17 protein-coding genes are annotated in these 19,236 nt (G+C 54.7%); 3 read left to right on the forward strand and 14 right to left on the reverse strand.

Annotated features, from left to right (window positions below):
* Positions 1–42: 42 nt before the first annotated feature.
* The gene (locus tag RB2501_RS09710; protein WP_015754620.1) at positions 43–2,958 is read left to right on the forward strand and encodes a glycoside hydrolase family 3 N-terminal domain-containing protein; all 2,916 of its coding nucleotides are present in this window, start codon (positions 43–45) and stop codon (positions 2,956–2,958) included.
* 29 nt (positions 2,959–2,987) lie between these two features.
* The gene (bshA, locus tag RB2501_RS09715; protein WP_015754621.1) at positions 2,988–4,127 is read left to right on the forward strand and encodes an N-acetyl-alpha-D-glucosaminyl L-malate synthase BshA; all 1,140 of its coding nucleotides are present in this window, start codon (positions 2,988–2,990) and stop codon (positions 4,125–4,127) included.
* Positions 4,128–4,133: 6 nt separating this feature from the next.
* On the opposite strand, the gene RB2501_RS09720 is transcribed toward bshA, so the two are convergent.
* The 5 genes from RB2501_RS09720 to cysQ are packed head-to-tail and all read right to left on the reverse strand — an operon-like array spanning position 4,134 to position 8,126.
* Positions 4,134–5,390 (reverse strand): sulfate adenylyltransferase subunit 1, encoded by a 1,257-nt coding sequence (locus tag RB2501_RS09720; protein ID WP_041327171.1) that lies wholly within the window; start codon positions 5,388–5,390, stop codon positions 4,134–4,136.
* A gap of 18 nt (positions 5,391–5,408) precedes the next feature.
* Complete coding sequence (cysD, locus tag RB2501_RS09725) at positions 5,409–6,314, reverse strand: sulfate adenylyltransferase subunit CysD (RefSeq protein WP_015754623.1); 906 nt, start codon at positions 6,312–6,314, stop codon at positions 5,409–5,411.
* A complete protein-coding gene (gene cysC / locus RB2501_RS09730; RefSeq protein ID WP_015754624.1) occupies positions 6,311–6,907 on the reverse strand; it encodes an adenylyl-sulfate kinase in 597 nt (198 codons plus the stop codon). Before cysC ends, cysD begins: the two co-directional genes overlap by 4 nt.
* Positions 6,904–7,326: a DUF2061 domain-containing protein gene (locus RB2501_RS09735; protein WP_015754625.1), complete on the reverse strand. Its 423-nt coding sequence runs from the start codon at positions 7,324–7,326 to the stop codon at positions 6,904–6,906. The genes cysC and RB2501_RS09735 overlap by 4 nt, the downstream gene beginning before the upstream one ends.
* On the reverse strand, positions 7,326–8,126 hold the full coding sequence (gene cysQ, locus RB2501_RS09740) for a 3'(2'),5'-bisphosphate nucleotidase CysQ (RefSeq protein ID WP_015754626.1): 801 nt from the start codon (positions 8,124–8,126) through the stop codon (positions 7,326–7,328). The genes RB2501_RS09735 and cysQ overlap by 1 nt, the downstream gene beginning before the upstream one ends.
* Before the next feature lie 253 nt (positions 8,127–8,379).
* On the opposite strand from cysQ, the gene RB2501_RS09745 reads away from it, so the two are divergent.
* Positions 8,380–9,552 carry an OmpA family protein gene (locus tag RB2501_RS09745; RefSeq protein ID WP_148214337.1) on the forward strand — a complete coding sequence of 391 codons (1,173 nt, stop codon included), beginning with the start codon at positions 8,380–8,382 and terminating at the stop codon, positions 9,550–9,552.
* Between the two features lie 38 nt (positions 9,553–9,590).
* Here the strand turns inward: RB2501_RS09745 and RB2501_RS09750 are convergent, their stop codons facing one another.
* The 9 genes from RB2501_RS09750 to RB2501_RS09790 form a co-directional block, all read right to left on the reverse strand.
* Complete coding sequence (locus tag RB2501_RS09750) at positions 9,591–10,766, reverse strand: GNAT family N-acetyltransferase (RefSeq protein WP_015754628.1); 1,176 nt, start codon at positions 10,764–10,766, stop codon at positions 9,591–9,593.
* A gap of 73 nt (positions 10,767–10,839) precedes the next feature.
* A complete protein-coding gene (locus RB2501_RS09755; protein WP_015754629.1) occupies positions 10,840–12,093 on the reverse strand; it encodes a GNAT family N-acetyltransferase in 1,254 nt (417 codons plus the stop codon).
* Between the two features lie 11 nt (positions 12,094–12,104).
* Positions 12,105–13,178 carry a GNAT family N-acetyltransferase gene (locus tag RB2501_RS09760; RefSeq protein WP_041327172.1) on the reverse strand — a complete coding sequence of 358 codons (1,074 nt, stop codon included), beginning with the start codon at positions 13,176–13,178 and terminating at the stop codon, positions 12,105–12,107.
* A 75-nt stretch (positions 13,179–13,253) separates the two neighbouring features.
* Positions 13,254–14,057 carry a hypothetical protein gene (locus RB2501_RS09765; RefSeq protein WP_015754631.1) on the reverse strand — a complete coding sequence of 268 codons (804 nt, stop codon included), beginning with the start codon at positions 14,055–14,057 and terminating at the stop codon, positions 13,254–13,256.
* A 21-nt stretch (positions 14,058–14,078) separates the two neighbouring features.
* Positions 14,079–15,113, reverse strand: coding sequence for a glycosyltransferase (locus RB2501_RS09770; protein ID WP_015754632.1), 1,035 nt, complete (start codon positions 15,111–15,113; stop codon positions 14,079–14,081).
* Between the two features lie 10 nt (positions 15,114–15,123).
* Positions 15,124–15,897 carry an SDR family oxidoreductase gene (locus RB2501_RS09775; RefSeq protein ID WP_015754633.1) on the reverse strand — a complete coding sequence of 258 codons (774 nt, stop codon included), beginning with the start codon at positions 15,895–15,897 and terminating at the stop codon, positions 15,124–15,126.
* A 9-nt stretch (positions 15,898–15,906) separates the two neighbouring features.
* The gene (locus tag RB2501_RS09780; protein WP_015754634.1) at positions 15,907–16,668 is read right to left on the reverse strand and encodes an SDR family NAD(P)-dependent oxidoreductase; all 762 of its coding nucleotides are present in this window, start codon (positions 16,666–16,668) and stop codon (positions 15,907–15,909) included.
* A gap of 15 nt (positions 16,669–16,683) precedes the next feature.
* Entirely contained in the window at positions 16,684–17,955 is a 1,272-nt protein-coding gene (locus RB2501_RS09785; protein WP_148214338.1) for an ATP-grasp domain-containing protein, read from the reverse strand.
* Between the two features lie 12 nt (positions 17,956–17,967).
* Positions 17,968–19,200 carry a glycosyltransferase family 2 protein gene (locus RB2501_RS09790; RefSeq protein ID WP_041327173.1) on the reverse strand — a complete coding sequence of 411 codons (1,233 nt, stop codon included), beginning with the start codon at positions 19,198–19,200 and terminating at the stop codon, positions 17,968–17,970.
* Positions 19,201–19,236 lie beyond the last annotated feature (36 nt).

Consider the following 19,236-nt stretch of genomic DNA (forward strand, 5'->3'; position numbering starts at 1 on the left):
AATTCAACCGCCCGGGAGTTAGTACCAAAGAGGATAGTGAGTATGCGATCAAAAGGAGTAATTTTTCTCTTTTTCCTGTTATTTATTTCCAAGACACATGCACAGTACCATCCCCTGGTCACGGCGGACAGCACGGCCCAGGCCCAGTGGGTGGAAGCTACGTATGAGGCGATGAGCCCGGAGGAGCGCATCGGCCAGCTGTTTATGGTCATGGTGGCTTCTTCCCAGGGCCCGGCAGTACAAGAGCGGGTAACGGAATGGATTTCAAACTACCACCTGGGCGGGGTAATCTTCAGCCTTGGGGGCCCCGTGCGCCAGGCCCGGATGACCAATGCGTTCCAGGAGGCATCGCGAACTCCGTTGCTGGTGGCCATGGATGCCGAATGGGGGCTCGCCATGCGCCTGGACTCCACCTACGCCTTCCCGTGGAATACCACGCTGGGCGCGATCCGGGATTCGGCCGTTATTGAACGCATCGGGTACCGGATTGGCCAACATGCTGCCCGCCTGGGGGTGCATATCAATTTTGCGCCAGTTGCCGATATCAACACAAACCCGGCCAACCCGATTATCGGGAACCGGTCCTTCGGGGAGGATCCGGCCCGCGTGGCCCGGCAGGCGGGATACCTGATGCAGGGGATGCACCGGGCGGGAATCCTCACCAGCGGGAAGCATTTCCCCGGACACGGGGATACGGCGGTAGATTCCCACAAGGCCCTCCCGCAGCTCCCATACAACCGGCAACGCCTGGACAGTATCGAGATGTCCCCGTATGAGCCGCTTATTGCCAAAGGCCTGAGTTCCGTAATGGTCGCCCACCTGAATGTGCCGTCACTCACAGGGTCTCAGGAATTACCCACCTCGCTTTCCGGGGAGGTTATCCGGGGGCTACTCCGCGATGAAATGGGCTTTGAGGGCCTCGTCTTCACCGATGCCCTGAACATGAAGGGGGTTACGGGATATGAAGGGGTTGTCAACACGTCCCTTGCAGCCTTCCTGGCGGGGAATGATATGCTCCTGCTGCCAGAAAACCTGGAAGCAGACCACGCGGCCTTCCTGGAAGCCTACCGCACGGGGATTATCACAGAGGAACGCCTCGGGGAATCCGTGCGCCGGATCCTGATGACCAAATACAAGGCAGGCCTTCACAATCTGCAGCCCGTGGATGTGGACGGCCTCGTGGAGGAACTAAATACCCCCGAGGACGACCTGGCGTATGAACAAGCGATGGAGTCGGCCCTGACGGTGCTCAAAAACCAGGTGTCCATTTTGGGCATGCGCAACCTGGAGAACAAGAAAATAGCCTATGTAAAAATCGGCGAGGCCCCGCACGAGCCGTTTTTGGAACGGATGCGCCTGTATGCCGATATCGACGAGGTAGGCGGGACCAGCCTGGAAGATATGAAAACCCGACTTGCGGATTACAACCTGGTGATTCTGGGCGTACACAAGTCCAACGAATCCCCGTGGAAAAAACACGAGCTCTCGCCGGAAGATGTCCGGCGGATCCAGGAGATCGGGAACCTGAGGACTTCGAATTCGATTGCCGTCTTTTTCTCCCGCCCCTATATGCTGGGGGATGTCCCAGATTATGACGGAGTGGACGGCCTGGTGATGGCCTATCAGAACAGCAAAATTACCCAGGAAACGGCTGCGGAATTGCTCTTTGGGGTATTCCCGGCCCGCGGGAGGCTGCCCGTGACCGCACATCCCGAATTCCCCGCAGGCAGCGGTTTGGACCTGCCTGCCCTGGGGCGCCTGGGGTACAGTCTCCCGGAACGGGAGGGATTTGACCGGACGCGCCTTGCCCGGGTGGATACCCTGATGCAGCACGGCCTGGACTCCCTCATGTTCCCGGGGGCGCAGGTGTTGGTGGCCCGCAATGGCCAGGTGGTTTTCCACAAAGCATACGGGAAGCATACCTACGACGGGGACCGGGAGGTCCAACTCACCGACCTGTACGACCTGGCCTCCCTGACCAAAATTCTGGGGACCCTGCCTGTCCTGATGGAAATGGAGGAAACCGGGAAGATTCGGCTGAATGCAACATTTTCGGAGCTCCTGCCGGAGTACGCGGATACCGAACTGGAGGATGTGACGGTCCTGAAAGCCCTGAGCCACTACGGCCGGCTCCCTTCCTGGATCGCCTTTTATCTGGATACCCTGGACAAACAACGGCGGCCTTCCCGGGATTTCTACCGGAATTCCCCCCAGGAGGGTTTTTCCATCCAGGTGGCCGAAAGCCTCTACCTGACGAACGCCTACACGGATTCCATCTATAACCGCATCGGGCGTCAGGAACTCAAATCCAACCGATACCGGTACAGCGATGTAGCCTACTACGTTTTTAAGAAGTACATCGAAGAACAGTATGGTCGCCGGCTCGACGCGATTGCCGGGGAATTCCTTTTTCGACCCCTGGGGGCCAGCCATACGCTTTACAACCCGCTGGAGCGATTTGAGAAAGCGGATATCGTGCCTACCGAGGAGGACAACTATTACCGCTACCAAAGAGTGCAGGGCTTTGTACACGACATGGGGGCTGCCATGCAGGACGGGGTAGGGGGCCATGCCGGCCTCTTCAGCAATGCCAACGACGTGGCCAAGATCATGCAGATGTACCTGCAGGGCGGCTATTACGGGGGAACCCGGTTCCTGGAGGCACGGACTGTGGAGAAGTTCAACAAATGCTATTTCTGCAATAACGACGTCCGTCGCGGGGTGGGCTTCGACAAACCCCAGCTGGAGGACAAAGGCCCTACCTGCGGATGCGTGTCCCGCCGCAGTTTCGGCCATAGCGGGTTTACCGGGACCTATACCTGGGCAGACCCGGATACCGGCATCCTCTACGTTTTCCTCTCCAACCGAACCTATCCGTCTTCATCCAATACGCTGCTGGTGCGTTCCGGCCTGCGCACGCGGATCCAGCAGGCAATTTATGATTCCATTATCAATTAGGAAGTGATTTTCGGTGTAGCTTTGTTTCTATGAAGATCGCCATTGTATGTTACCCCACCTTTGGGGGAAGCGGCGTTGTAGCCACCGAACTAGGGATTGCACTGGCCCGCAGGGGTCACGAAATCCATTTTGTAACCTACAGCCAGCCGGTTCGCCTGGAGTTGCTCAGCCCCAATATCCATTTCCACGAAGTCCACGTCCCGGAATACCCGCTCTTCCATTACCAGCCCTATGAACTGGCCCTGTCCAGCAAACTGGTGGAGACTATCCGGTCGTTCGGGATTGAACTCCTCCACGTGCATTACGCCATTCCCCATGCCTATGCGGGGTATATGACAAAAAAAATGCTCGAGGACGAGGGGATTTACGTGCCGATGGTCACCACGCTGCACGGCACGGATATCACCCTGCTGGGCAACCATCCGTTCTACAAGCCGGCGGTTCAGTTCAGCATCAACCAGTCCAATGTCGTCACCTCGGTTTCCCAGAGCCTCAAAGAGGACACCCTGGAGATTTTCGATATCCGCAGGGAAATCCACGTGATCCCGAACTTTATCGACAAGACAAAATACAACCGGGCTCCGGAGGATTGCCAGCGGAGCCTGATGGCCAAGGACGACGAATACATCCTCACCCATGTCAGCAACTTCCGGAAAGTCAAGCGCGTACAGGATGTGGTTAGAATTTTCCACAAGGTGCAGCAGCAGGTACCCGCCAAGCTGATCATGGTGGGGGAAGGACCTGAGAAGGAAGGGGCCGAACTGCTGGCCGAGGAACTCGGGATCGAGGAAAAAGTCCTTTTCCTGGGTAACAGCAATGAGGTGGAACACATCCTGTGTTTCTCGGATGTCTTCCTGCTGCCGTCGGAAAAAGAGAGCTTTGGACTCGCTGCCCTGGAGGCGATGATCACCAAAACCGCCGTGATATCAAGCAATGCAGGGGGAATCCCGGAGCTCAACCAACACGGCGTATCCGGTTATCTGAGTGATGTGGGCGACACGGAGGACATGATCCGGAACACGCTGAAGATCCTGAAAGACGACGCCACCCTTCAGGCATTCAAAAAACGAGCCTACGAGCGGGCCTGCATCTTCGATATCCACAATATCCTGCCCATGTACGAGGAAATCTACGATTTGGCGTACAAAAGCCGGCTGAAGCAAGTCTAGACAAGCCTAGACGATCATCCCCGCGGCCACCGTTTCGTTCGTGTTGTCGTCGATCAGGATGATGCTGCCCGTGTAGCGGTTCTCCCGGTAGGGGTCCTGCATGAGCGGTTTGGTGGTGCGAATTTTCACCTTGCAAATATCATTCATCTTCAATTCGCTGTCATCGCCATTCCGGTTCAGCGTTTCGATGTCGATCTTGTAGATGACCTCCTTGATCATGGCCTTCTGCTCATTGGAGGTATGCATGATGGTATACTTGGCACGCGGTTGTGCGGGCTTGTCATTGAGCCAGCACAGCATCACTTCCAGGTCCTGTACGGCCTCGGGCTGGTTGTTGGCGCGGACAATCATGTCGCCCCGGCTGATGTCGATGTCGTCTTCCAGGGTAATGGAAACGGACATAGGGGCAAAGGCCTCCTCGAGTTCCCCGGCCGGTCCGTCGATGCTCCTGATCCGGGAGGTAAACCCAGACGGCAGCACGGCTACCTGGTCGCCTTTGCGGAAGATCCCGCTGGAAATACGGCCCGCATACCCGCGGTAATCCACAAATTCCTTGCTTTGGGGGCGGAGTACGGTCTGCACCGGGAAGCGCGAGTCTACCTTGTTGATATCGCTGCTGATGTGCATGGTCTCCAGGGTGTGGAGCAGGGGAGCCCCCTGGTACCAGTCCATGTTTTCGGAACGGTTCACCACATTGTCGCCCAACAAAGCGCTGATGGGGATAAATCGGATATCCGGGATGAGCATCTTGGAGGAGAATTCCTCGAACTGGCCGGTGATCTTATGATACACCTCTTCGGAGAAATCCACCAGGTCCATCTTGTTGATACACACAATGACGTGGGGGATGTTCAGCAGGGAGGCGATAAACGCATGCCGTTTGGTCTGTTCGATGACCCCGTGGCGGGCATCTACCAGGATAATGGCCGCATTCGCCGTTGAGGCCCCCGTAACCATGTTCCGGGTATACTGGATATGCCCCGGGGTGTCGGCGATAATAAACTTCCGTTTTGGGGTGGTGAAGTAGCGGTAGGCCACATCGATGGTAATCCCCTGCTCGCGTTCGTCCCGCAAGCCATCCGTAAAGAGCGCGAGATCCACGCCTTCGTGCCCCTTCTGCTTGCTGGTGGATTCCACCGCCTCGAGCTGGTCTTCAAAAATGGATTTCGAATCGTAGAGAAGCCGTCCGATCAGGGTGCTTTTCCCGTCGTCCACACTGCCGGCTGTAGTAAATCGTAATAGTTGACTGTTATCTAGTTGCATGATTGCTGTTTCGAATTTCTAAAAATACCCTTGCTTCTTCCGGTCCTCCATGGCGGTTTCCGAACGCTTGTCGTCGGCCCGGTTGCCCCGCTCCGTCTGGCGCATAGCGGACACTTCCTGAACGATTTTCTCCAAGCTGTCCGCATCGGATTCGATCCCGCCGGTGATGGTGATATCCCCGAGGGTCCGGAACCGGATCTTTTTGGTTACGATCTCCTCCCGCTCGTCGAGCTTTAAGAATTCGCTATTCGGGATCCAGGAATTGTTGCGCCGAACCACCTCCCGCTCGTGGGCAAAGTACAGGGACGGGATCTCGATTTTCTCGCGGAGGATGTAGTTCCACACATCCATCTCCGTCCAGTTACTGATTGGGAACACCCTGAAGTGCTCGCCCTCAAAGTATTTGCCGTTAAAGAGGTTCCAGAGTTCGGGGCGCTGGTTTTTCGGGTCCCACTGGCCGAAATCGTCCCGGTGGGAGAAAAACCGCTCCTTGGCACGGGCCTTCTCTTCGTCCCGGCGGCCGCCCCCGATGGCGCAATCCACCTTGTTGGATTCGATGGCGTCGAGCAGCGTGGTGATCTGCAGGGCATTTCGCGTGGCGTTTTTGCCTTTTTCCTCGGCTACCCGCCCCTGGTCGATAGACTCCTGTACGGACCCCACAATGAGGCGCACCCCGAGGGACTCAATCAGGTCGTCCCGGAACTTGATGGTTTCCGGAAAATTATGCCCGGTATCCACGTGCATGAGGGCAAAGGGAATCTTGGCCGGATAAAAGGCCTTTTTGGCCAGGTGGGTGACAACGATGGAATCTTTTCCCCCCGAGAAGAGGATGACCGGGTTCTGGAACTGGGCCCAGACTTCCCGAAGCACATAAATAGCCTCCGATTCGAGTTCGTCGAGGTAATTCAGGTAATACTTACTCATTTTTTGAGTCTTAATTGGTTTTTGATAGTGTCGTATATATAAGCCACGGATTCTTCGATTCCGAGCTCGTGGGTAACTTCTACATCCGGGTTTTCCGGGGGTTCGTACGGGGCTGAAATACCGGTCATGTTGGTGATTTCCCCTTTGCGGGCCTTGGCGTAGAGCCCTTTGACATCCCGTTCCTCGCATACCTCAAGGCTCGTGTTCACGAACACCTCCAGGTAATTTTCCGGGCCCACCAGCTCGCGGATAGCCTGACGGTCGGCGGTATAGGGTGCTACAAAGGCAGCCAGCACAATCGTCCCGGAGTCTACAAAGAGTTTGGATAGTTCCCCGATGCGCCGGATGTTCTCCGAGCGGTCCTCCGGGCTGAAACCCAGGTTTTTGTTGATGCCGGTCCGGACATTGTCCCCGTCCAGGACATAGGTCTTGTAACCCTCTTCAAAGAGGCGTTGTTCCAGGCCGTTGGCCAGGGTGGATTTCCCGCTTCCGGAAAGCCCGGTAAAGAAAATCAGCAGGGAATTGTGGCCATTGGCCTCCCTGCGCTCCTTCCGGGTAATCTTATAGGTATGCGGGACGATATTCTGACTCATTTGAATTCCTTATTGCTCCGGCGGTTCAGCCCGTAGTTTGTTTTGTACCAGGCCCGCTCGTGCAGGTAATACAGGGCCATCTTAGTGACAACTTCCACCAGGCCGATCTTGACCCCGGTAAGGGCGTTGCCCGAAATCAGCCAGGCCAGCAACATGGTGTCCAGGGTGCCGATCATCCGCCAGGAAACTGTTTTCAGCAGGTGGCGTTTGCGACTCTCCGGCATGCTGATCCGGAACCAGACGCGTTCGTGCAGGTAGTAGAGGACCATCTTGGTAATCACCTCCGTAAAACCGATCTTCAGGCCCGTGAACGGGTTTCCTGTGATGATCCAGGAGATGATGATGGTATCCACCGTGCCCACAGCACGCCAGGTAACCGTCTTTGCGATATGTCGCTTATAACTGCTGTCTGTGGCCATTATTTGCAAACCAGAAAATGCGGGTTTAAGAGGTTTTCCTTATTGTACTTCAGCGGGGCATCCGTATCCTGGGCGATGACCTTCAGGCCTGCAGCTTCCGCAATGGCGCTGCCGGCAGCCGTATCCCATTCCATGGTGGGGGCGTACCTCGGGTAGACATCCGCCAGCCCTTCCGCCACCAGGCAGAATTTGAGCGAACTGCCCTTGGATACAATTTCGATGTCCCGGTATTTGTCCTTCATCGACGCGATATAGTTTTCGGTTTCGGCATTCATATGCGACCGGCTTCCCACTACCCGCAGCGTATCCGGGTCCTCGGCGGCCGGCTCAATGCGGTCTGCCGGGGCCCCCAGTTTTTCGGGCAACGTGTGGTTTTGGTCGAGCACGGTCTTGAATGATTTCCCCTCCCGGGTGTCCCCGTAGTACAATTCGCGGGTTACCGGTACGTAAATGACCCCAAAGATAGGTTTTCCCTTCTCACAGAGCGCGATATTTACGGTGAACTCCCCGTTTTTCTTGATGAATTCTTTGGTACCGTCCAAAGGATCCACGATCCAGCACTTTTCCCAGCTTTTTCGCTCCTCGTAGTCGGTTTGCTTGTTTTCCTCGCTGATAATCGGGATACCCGTATCCTTCAGATAGGAGTTGATCACCGTGTTGGATGCCTGGTCGGCAGCCGTCAGGGGGGAATCGTCCGATTTGGTGGTCACCTCGATTGTTTCCGAGGCGTTGTAAACTTTGAGGATCGCCTTGCCGGCTTCGATTGCGGCTTCTAAGACTTGGGGGTGTGAATCGATCATATTAACTGGCATTTAGGAAGTTTCGCGACAATTCAAAAAGGATTGCCCGGGGGCAAATGTACAAAATCCGGCAGGCATCTCCATTCACCGAAAAACCCTGCATCAGACCGATACCTTTTTAACTTGTCTGGTTATTGCATTGTCCATAACGCAGGAATCCTGGGAATCTTATCGATTAATTCGGTAATTTAAAGAAAGGTCGCGGCCTTGTGCGAAACCCCTTATAGTTTTGTAGTATCCTGAATCCCATATTATGAAACTACGTACTTGCTTTTTCAGCCTCTTATTTGCAGCCGCATTGCAACCTGCCTGGTCACAGGACAGTATCCCGGAACTTACCGCCCGCGACAGCATGGTCACCAGCTACTGGCTGGCCGGTGTTGGCATCAACATCGTGGATGACTCCGGGGAGGCATTCAACAATTTTACCACCATAGAGAACCAGTGGAACATGGTACCCTATCCGTCACGGGTCAGCTTCGGACGGTATTTTAAAAGCGGTATCGGCCTGGAACTGATCGGCACATATAACCGGTACAAGGCCGGAAATACCATCGACGGGCAGACCATCGCCGAGGATATCCCGTATTGGGCCGTGGATTCCCGAATCAGCTACGACCTGAACCACCTGGTGGGCGAAACGGGTTTTTTCGATCCCTATTTGGGAGCGGGATTGGGCTATACAGATGCCAGCAACGAGGGACGGGCCACGGTGAATGCCGTGGTGGGTTTCCGCTTATGGCTCTCCAAACAATGGGGTGTGGACTTGAACTCAAGCGGCAAATGGCGCCTTGCGGATAACGTGACGAACCACATCCAGCACGCTGCCGGGGTGGTCTACCGTTTTGGCATTGAAGAAGGGTTAACGCGGAAGGGGGCCGAAAAGGCTGCCATGCGGGAAGAATTACTGGCTGCCCTGCAGCGCCGGCAGGATTCCATCCGGCAGGCCGAAGAGGCGGCTGAGCAGGCACGTCTTTTGCAGGAGCAGGAGGAACAAAGGCTGGCAGCCCAGCGGGAAGAAGCGGCGCGGAAAGCGGCGGAGGCCGCCCGTAAGGATGCCCTGAAGAGGGAATTGGATTCCATTGGTGGGTTGCGATTCGCCTTCGACTCCTCCTACCTCGATGCAGAGGCCAAGGCAAAACTGGAGGCCATCGCCGCCTTTATGAAGCGAAACCCGGAGCTGACGTTTAGCATTCAGGCACACGCCGACTCCAGGGGACCTGAAAAATACAACCAGTGGCTGACAGAACGCCGGGCCCAGCGGGTTGCCGATTACCTGACCGGGGAGGGAATCCGCATGGAACGCCTGCAGGTTGAAGGCCTCGGGGAAAGCCAGCTGTTGAACCATTGCTCCGACGGGGTGCGTTGTACGGCTGCAGAACACGCGGTTAACCGGCGCGGGGTCGTTTATATCCTGGCTTATTAACCCGGCCTGACCGGCAAGCTGCCAGGCGCCTGCGGGTGCTACAGGCAGACGAGGATCCGGTTTTTCCCCGAGTCGAAAAGGTATTCCTTTTCCCGGCGGGTTGGAAACACCCGTATGGCTGTTCTGCGTACCCGTTCCCTGTAGGCGAAATTCAGCAAGGCATGCTTCAGGAACGCATAGTCGGGATCGGAAAACGGGTAGACCTGGGGGCGGCCTGCAACCCGATCTTCCTGCCCGGTTATCCGGGTCACCCGATAGGCGGGTAATTCGGGGGGCGGTTTCCTTCGCCAGAGATTCCGGAACCTACGCCAAAGCAGGTTGATTTTCCTGTCCAGCAAAAAAACCACAACCCGCGTTTTCAGGATGTGTTTTACTGCGAAGAACCGGGAGGCCGGGGAATTTTTCTCATAAAACAGGTAATGCCGGAACGCATAGCTCGTATTGCACCAGCGCAATTTATAATCCAGGGCCCCGAAGCCCATGTCGATTTTAGTAACCCCGTTGCGCAGTCCCCATTCCAGCACTTTATAGACCCCGATGATTCCCAGGCCATACTTTGAGTAGTCGATATCATAGGCGGGGATAGCCAGGAAAACGACGGAGTCCAAATGGTAGTTCAGACAGATTTGTATGGGCTTTTCCGCATCGTAGATTACGGATATCGACGCTTTTTTCTCCCGGACCAGTTCCAGCGTGCGGTCCTTGAAGTAGGCCCAGTTGGAAAGGGACATATGCTCTTCGTTGCGCTGGTTGAACCGGCGGGTGAGCATCTGCTCCATATCCCGCATTAATTCCAGGTACACCCCATCTTCCAGATGCCCGAAGAACACTTCATGGCGCAATTCCAGGCTGTTCTCAAGACCCCGCAACCGCCTTCTCAGGGAAGTTCGGAAACCGGAGTTCAGATATTTTCTGAGGTACTCCCGGGCCGAATCCACCCCAGTCAGATCCATGGCAAAGCCCCGGACGCGGAATAGCTTCTTACAGGATTGGGCAGGGCGCGGATTCGGGGTATAATCCAGATAGGACGGGCAATGTGTAATGAGCGCCGTTTTGGCAATCCTAGCCTTCCCCGGGACCTCCGGGGCATTTTCTCCCTCGCCCGGGCGGAATTCCCGCCCCCTGTAGCAAACAGACTCAAATGCGTCCGGCAGGCGCCTGCCAACATACAGGTTGTAGTAAAACTCATAAATCCTTTGGGAATCGCCTGCCATACTTTTATTACCTTGAAATCCTTCACAAGAATACCCTAACCATCATCAGAATACCCCCATCTCTCCACACCGATCAGGGAGCCTCCTGAATCTCAACCCGGGCCTGTGCCTTTGGATTTTTTATCAGATAAACTCCGGGCTCCCCGAGTTTAAAAATACGCGTATTGGTGATATTCCCGGGGTTCAGGTAGAGGAATTCAAACAGGGGAGGCCGTAATTTCCGCCATTCCGGGGAACCGGCAACCACTTCCTGCTGGATTTCCGAATCGAGGGGTCTGGCCGGCTCTTTCAGGAGGTAGGGGATGGGCCGCTCCGAGTCGTATCCCCTGGGTTTCCCGAGGCGGTAGGTCAGCTGGTGGAACCGCTCGTTCCAACCCTGCCCGCGCAGCCATTGTTTCACCCGGTAGAATCCCGCAATTCCCGCTGCCAGCAGTTTCCCGCTTACGGAACTCCGACTGTAATAGATCCGGTATTCAAAATAGTACTTTCTGTTTGTCCAGCGATTCTTGTATTCAAAATACCCCTTGGACAGGTCCAGGGATCGGTTGCTTTGCATGCACCAGTTCAGCAGGCCCATGAGCGAAACCGTGCCAAGATGGAACTTTTCATAGGCGACATCAAATGTGGTAATCGCGTCGAAAACGACATTCCCGGAGAAATAGTTCAGGGTAAAAGCCACGGGTTCCTCCCCGGAATAAACGACAAAAAGGCCTGCGGTGCCAGATTGCATCATCTCACGGGCCGATGCCACGTAAAATGCCCACTCCTTTTCATCCAGGTTGTTGTTTACAATCTGTTTGCCGTCGAACCGTTTTTCCAGGAGTTTACGGAATACATCGAAAAGGGCATCCAGACGCTTCCCTGAAATGTCCGCACCGTGCATTTCATAGCGGATATCAAAGACTTCGTGCAGCCTCCTCCGGTACTTTTTCAGTTTATAGCGACTGTTTTTGCTGATGTGCTTTTGGAGGTACTCCTCTACATCCCGGAACCCTGTCGTCTGCACCAGGAAGCCCGGATACTGGCGCACGCGCCTTACTTTAATCCCCGAAGACCGATCCGGGACCGGCACGTCAAAATATTCCGCCACGTCGTAAACCAGTAGTACCTTATTCCCGATCCCATTCCCGCCGGTGGGGATTTCCCCGTGTGAAACCCCCTTGGTTTGGGTCGCCCCCGCATTGATCAAAAACGGGAGCCGGGGGTGTCTGACGAAGGTCAGTCCTGGAAATTGAGGGAAAACCCGGGGAGTCCGACCTTTGCCGAAGTGTTTGAACCAAAGGCTGATAAATGGTTCGGAAACAAAGGGGTTCTCCTGGATTTTCATAAACGCCTGGCTTAATCCTTTTCCAATAATTTACATCGATAGCAGGGAAAAAACGTTTTGCATACTGCCGGGTCGTCCGGGCAGTTCCGGCCCAGGCGGTTCTCGGTCAATTCGCTGTACACCTCCGGATCGTTGATGTACTTCCATACCCGAAACCACCTGAGGTCCTTGCTGAAGCGGGTTTTAAATTCCAGCAAGCTGTCCTCGCTGCTGCCCAGGCCGCCCCCCAGGTTAAAAAAACGACGGCCTTTTTCGGTTGCCCTGCGGCGCATTTCATCGATTAATGCCTTTACCGGATGCAGCTCCAGATAGTCGGGGTGCGTCCCGGATAAATGGTATTGAACGATTTCATCGCAACTGACAAACATGGCCGCGGAAACAGATTTCCCGGTTTCCGGGTCCTCGGCGATCAATATGTCCGTCTCAAAAGATTCGCTTTGGTACATTCCCTGAAAATACGCATCCTCAAAGAAATAGAACGACGTGGCATTCAGGCGGTTCATGGATTTCCGGTACAGGTCCATAAATATTTCGAGATCCGCCTCCGTGAGTCCCCTGCGAATCCGATACGTACGGCGCGCTTTATTCAGATACGTACGAAACCTTTTGCTGACGCCCCTCCATTGCTCCTGGGGGCTAGCCGATACATCGATGTTTACCACCTGCCCCTTGGTTTCAATTTCCCCGAACCCGCCGAGTAATTTTACCTGCCGCAGAAAGAATGGGTGCAGGCGGGAGAAGACGGTGACTACCTTGAGTTCTCTCAGGTGGGCTTTGAGTTCTCGGTGAAACCGGGAAATGTCGATATCGTCAAATTTTCCAATCCAAAGCGGCCCGGCATAGCCGTACACCGAGGTAGCATCCCGGTAAGGCGTACCCTGGATTTCCCGGATCAGCAGGGGCATCAAAACGCCGCAACCATTCTCCTGGGCGTAGTGGATCAGAATTACTTCCTGATGGCTGGTTTTGCTGATCTCGTGATACTCGTAGGTAAAATAGAAGTCCTTGCAAGATGCCTTTGACAGCAATGCCTTCCATGCTACGCGATCATTTATGGATTCAATCATCAGCCTTGTAGGTTTCATGCCCGGCCGGGGAATTTGCGTCCCGGCCGGGTAGGGGAGGTTTTCGGCTCCGGGTTCTTTAAGAGTGGGGCTCCTTTATTGCGATATACTATAAAAATTATATGTTTTCTTAAAGCGGTTCCCGATCAGTCTCGGGCGATATCTCGTGACCTTGGAGATCACGCTCCGGATGTGGTCCAGGGTGAAAAACTTGGTCTGGTTGACCATTTTCACCATGATATTTTTGGACATATAGTGGTTCTCCCCGTTGGCCATGCTGTAGAGGGCTCCTGCAAGAGGCAGGGGCTCCAGGGTTACCCCGTCCGCCAATTCGGTTTTCTCGTGATAGTAGTACAGGTAGGGGTCCTTGATGATCAGTTGCGGGAAGAGGTCTTTGCGGATGATGATGCAGGTGCCGCAGCGGACGTTGAAATTGGACCGGATTTTCCAGGCCAGTTTCTCGCCTTCCCGGTAGAAATACCCCTTCTTGACAAACCAGCCCGGGGCGTTGGTGCCTACGCGCGCATTTACGTATTTGGATATGCCGTGGTGGATCAGGTCGTCCGAGTCCACTACCATGTAATAATCCACGTCAAAGTGCTCATTGGCATACTCATAGGCGCTTACGATTTTCCGGGCCTTATCGGCCTCCTTGCGCTGCCTGTCTTCCTCCCAATCGCCGTTCTCGGTTAACCGGGGCGGTTCAAAATCTACCTGAATATAGCTGATTTGCGGGTGTTCCAATGGGTTTTCAGGCAGTTCGTGGCAGGCCACAATGATCTGGAAATCCCCATCTTTCTGCCCGCTGATGGATTTCAGGCTGCGCATTACGAGTTGGCTGAACAAATGCCAGTCGGACGACAGCTGCTCACTCTTTACCGGTACGAGGAATCCAATCATAATTGAAAGTTTAAGTTTGTTTTATGTGCGCGGGACAAGCCTCATGATGCCTGCACCTAAAAATAACAGGGTTCGGTTATTAAAAATCGGGACCATGATCCTGCTGTGAAATGCGTTCCCGTTGTCGATTTCCCGGATCTTCCGGTCCATCGGGTAGGCCTTGAATGCACTGAGTTGATCCAGTATTTTTTTCAGGTCCCTTCGGTTGTGCAGGCGATATTTAAATACCCGCAGGCATAGCGCAAATACGATAGACTGCTGTTTGGTTCGCATCTTTTTCACCACGCCCGCATACGCCTTATGGGAATTATCCAGGCCCCGGATGAGTCGGTTCAATTCCCCCACGGCCTTGACCATTCCCTGGATGAATCCGAGGTTGATCTCCGGGTCTTTACTGGTGACAATGGATCCCGGTACGATGACATACCTGTGGGCATCCAGTTCAACGCGGGCCATCCGGTTGGAATGCAGGATGGTGCTCGCCGTAAAAATAAGGTCTTCGTAAGCCCGCATGTCTTCCGGGAACCGGATGCCGGATTCCAGAAGGTATGCCCGCTTAATAAAGTACCGCCAGGCCTGGTTCCTGAAATAGTACCTGGAGATAAAAGTCAGCCCGTCCGCAACGGGGGTTACCGATTCTGTCCCATCGGGGGGTCCTTCCAGGTCCGCATCGGCCACCAGGTGGTTCTCGATATCCCTGGAATTAAATTCCAGGATATCCAGGTTGTTTTCTTCGCAGATGTCGAGGAGCCTTCCGGCAACGTGGCCCGCCAGCAGGTCATCCGCATCCAGGAAATACACGTAATCCCCTCCGGCGGCCTCCAGGGCGCGGTTCCGGGCGGCGCTCGGCCCGGCATTTTCCTGGCAGATCAACCGGACATTCCCGTGTTCCGCTGCGTACCGGCCGGCAATAGCAGCCGATGCATCCTTTGAACCGTCATCGACCAGGATTACCTCAAAGTCGCCGGGAGCCAGTCCCTGCGCCAAGAGGCTGTCCATACAGCGGTCGATGTATTGCTCCTTGTTGTAGAGCGGTATCAGGATGCTCAGTCTCATGTTGATCGCTTTATCTGGCCAGGTAACCGCCGTCTACGGGTATCACGCACCCGGTAATGTAGTCGCTGGCCGCTGAAGAAAGGAAAACCGTCAGGCCTTTCAAATCCTCGCCATCCCCCCAGCGTTTCATCGGCACGCGAAGCATCACCTCGTCGGTCCGTTTCTTGTCTGCAATCAGCGCAGTATTCAGCTGCGTATCCATATATCCCGGGGCGATGGCATTCACACAGATTCCCTTGGCCGCCCAGTCGTTGGACAATGCCTTGGTCAACTGCGCCACGCCCCCTTTGGAGGCCGCATAGGCCGGGATGGTAATCCCCCCCAGAAAGCTCATCAGGGAGGCGATGTTTATGATCTTCCCGCCGCCATTCTTAATCATGTCGTTGGCAGCGTACTTGCAGTAGTAGAAAGTGGCGTCCAGGTTAATCGCAATCACCTTGCTCCATTCCTCCTCCGGGAATTCCTCGCTCGGGTATCGCCTTTGGATCCCGGCGGAGTTCACCAGGATATCGATGGTACCCCCCAGCTTTTCCAGGGCCTCCTTATAGGATTCCCGGACCTGAGATATCTCGCTGACATCTGCCCGGATGGGGTCTACCTGCAGGCCATCGGCCCGGAACTTGTCACAGAGCTCAAAGACCCGCTCGTCAAAGTCGATGATGACGGTCTGGGCCCCGGCCTGGGCAAGGGCTTCCACCATCGCCTTGCCGAGATCCCCGGCGCCGCCTACAACCAGGGCTTTTTTACCTTCTAAACTGAATAATTCCAAAATATTCTTTGCCATACTTTTAATTTATCCCATGAATAACCCCCCGTTGACATCCAGTACGGACCCCGTGGTAAAGCCGGCTTCGTCGCTGGCAAAATAGCAGGCCGCAGCCGCTACTTCCTCGGGCGTCCCAAACCTTCCCAGGGGGAATCGCTGTTTTAATTTTCGTTGTGTTTCCTCGCTTCGCGCCGCCGACATATCGGATTCGATGGTTCCGGGAGCTATGCAATTCACCGTAATTTTTTTATCCCCCAGCCTTCTGGCCAGGCCATAGGTGAGGGCGATAACGGCCCCCTTGGAGGCGCTGTACGCCAGCCCGTTTTCAAACCCGCCCATCCGGCCGGCATTCGAGGAGATGTTGATGATCCTCGGGGCGGGGCTCTTCTCCAGGTACGGGATCGCTTTCTGAACCGTGGTGAATGTACCCCGGACGTTTGTCTCCATAATATTGTCCCAATGGTCGGCCGTCATTTCCTCGATGCTGCACATATCCAGCAGCCCCGCACTGTTAACAACGATATCGATACCCCCAAATTGTGTTTGGGTGGCTTCGAGTGCCGCCACCACCGACGCTTCATCGGTTACATCGCATTGGATGCCGATTACCTGTTTGCCGGTGGCGTCCAATTTCTCCGCGGCCGTTTGGGCGCTATTCCCGGAAACGCTCAGGATGGCTACGCGATACCCGAGTTCGTGGAATTTTTCGGCGATCGCAAACCCGATATTCCTGGAACCGCCCGTTACCACGGCAGTTTTCGTATGCGAATGGTTATTCTTTTGATTCATTGTCAAAATCTTGTTTTAGCTGTATTCCTTTTCTTCAAAGGGGTGCAGGTGCGAAATAATCATGTTTTCCCCCCGGGTATCCTCAATCTTCAACCGGTCGTTAAAATCAGTGATTTTGGCATTGATTTCGCCGATGGAATCCGCCTCGATGTATATCCGGGCAAAAACCTGACGTTCGGTACCCACCCATTCCGGCTGGACCACATCCCCCTGTTGAAAGCGCTGCATGACAAACACGACGCTTTCGTCCATTTTTATGGTGTCCAACCCCTGGATTGAGGCAATCTCCCCGGCCTTGAGCAGCACCCAATAGGTGCAGGCGCTTTTCCCCTGGAAGCCCGGGTCGTTTTTTTCGGGAAAGTCGTCACTGCCGAATTCGCCGGTAAAGGCAAATTCGATCAGCATTTCCCGGTGGTCGAACCCGTTGATGTGCGCCAGGTGGATGTGGGGCGCCTCGCCCTGGAGCCGGAACCCCGGGTCGTAAGCGTAAAATTCGTCGTCCTCCACAAAAAACTGCAGGTTCAGCACGCCGCTTTGGATGCCCAGCGACTGGAAAAAGCGCGACAATTTCGGGTGGATGTTCTTTTCAAAAGTTTGCTGGTGGCGGGAAGGGTAGATAGCGCCGATCCCAACCGGGCTCGCATCGCCCTGCTTTTGGGTTATCCGGTCGTACGTGGCCGAGAGGTAGGGGATGCCGTTGCGGAATGTGTAATACGCCGCCATATCGTCGCAGTCCATATACCTTTCCACCAGGACCACGCCTTTTTTGGAATGCTTCAGGGCCTCCCGCACGGAATCGCGGTAGTCCGCGTCGTCCCGGCAGATCTTCATGCCCACCCCGCCGCCGCTGTCCACCGGCTTGATCATCAGCGGGTAATCCAGCCCCTCAGGCTTTTCGATGGGGGAGGAGGCATGCAGGTAAATCCCGGGGATGTCCTGGATATCGTGCTCCATGCAATAGCGCTTGAAACCGTCCTTGCTGCTGAAGGCCTCAACGGCCTTTTCGGTGGCGTAGCAATGCACGCCCAGTTTCTCGCAAATTTCCCGGTAGGGCTTTACCAGGATATCCGCCACCCCCACCAATACGGCGTCCACCTTCCGTTCCCTGGCCAGGGCCACAACTTTATCCACTTCAAACACGTCGATATCGTAACTTTCCGACGCATTTTTCTTTGCCGGGGAGCCGTGTCCCATGTCTACTACAATGGTGTAGTATCCCATGGACAGGGCCGTATTGACCAATACAGCCGTCTCGGGGTTCCCGCCAAGGATCATGATTTTCTTCATTTGCATATCGGTTTAGTTTCCCCGGAATTTAAAGTCTTTGTCAAAACCCAATTCCGCCAGCAGGCCGCTGACTTCCTCTTCATCCGTGTTGATCCGTACGATGCGCTTTTCGTCCACGCCCATCAGGCTCAGCTCGCGCTTGATGGCCCGGTAATTCGACGGATTGATGGTGGCGATGATCAGATGGTCGAAGGCGTCATTCTCAAAGGCGCTGATCGGACTTACGTAGATTTCATCCACGTGCAATTCGTGGTAATCGATATCGATCCAACGGACGATATTGAAAAACCGGTTTCTCTTATTGGTGGTCAGGACGTGTTGCCCGAAGGATCCCGAGCTGTAGACAATTACTTTCGACCCCGGTGTAACGCCAACAAAGGGGTTGAATATCAATTTGTCGTCCCTGTCGTAGATGAGCCCGCCCGAGCGGACGAGTATCTGGGAATACAGGTAATATCGGATTTGTTCGCTGAGGTTTTGCTCGTCGAGCACCGGCTGTAGCTTGGTTTTCAGGTAGTGCATCAGCAAACCGAGCCGGTAATATTCCATCTGCGGGTTTTCGATGGATTTTACGATGGAATCGTGTCGCTGCCGGTAGTAATACAGGGGTATTTTGCTAACGGTCAACCGCTTGCAGATTGCCAGGTAGGAATAGGTGATGGCGGCGTCCTCGCCCATGATGATCTCGTCGGGTACATCAAAGAGGACCTGGCCCAGCAACTCCCGCCTGAAGAGTTTGTTCCACACGTAGGTGGAAATGCCGTGCTCGCAAAATTGCCCGTTGTAGATGGCGTTGGGCAAAATCTCCTCCTGCAGTTCCCGCTGGTTGTAGATCCCGGCGGTTTTGGGTTTGATTGTTTCGATTTTCCCGTTGAATTCCCGGAAATGCCCGGTCACCACCAGGTCGGAATCGTTTGCCTCGGCCAGTTTGTAGAGGATATCCAGGTAATAGTTGTCCACCCAGTCGTCTCCGTCCACAAAGGCGATGTACTTGCCCCGGGCATTCTTAAGGCCTTCCTTCCGCGCACTCACCAGGCCGCCGTTTTCCTTGTGGATCACCCGGACCCGGGGGTCTTTTTCGGCGTAGGCATCGCAAATTTCCGGGCATCCGTCCGGGCTGCCGTCGTCCACCAGGATCAATTCAAAATTCTCGAACGATTGATTTAAAAGACTCTCGACGCACTGAGGCAAATAGGCCTCAATCCTGTAAATGGGTACGATAACGCTTATCTGGGCTGTGTCCAACGAAATCAACTTTAATTTATCCCTCTTATATTATTT

Source organism: Robiginitalea biformata HTCC2501 (genome assembly GCF_000024125.1).
GTDB lineage: Bacteria > Bacteroidota > Bacteroidia > Flavobacteriales > Flavobacteriaceae > Robiginitalea > Robiginitalea biformata.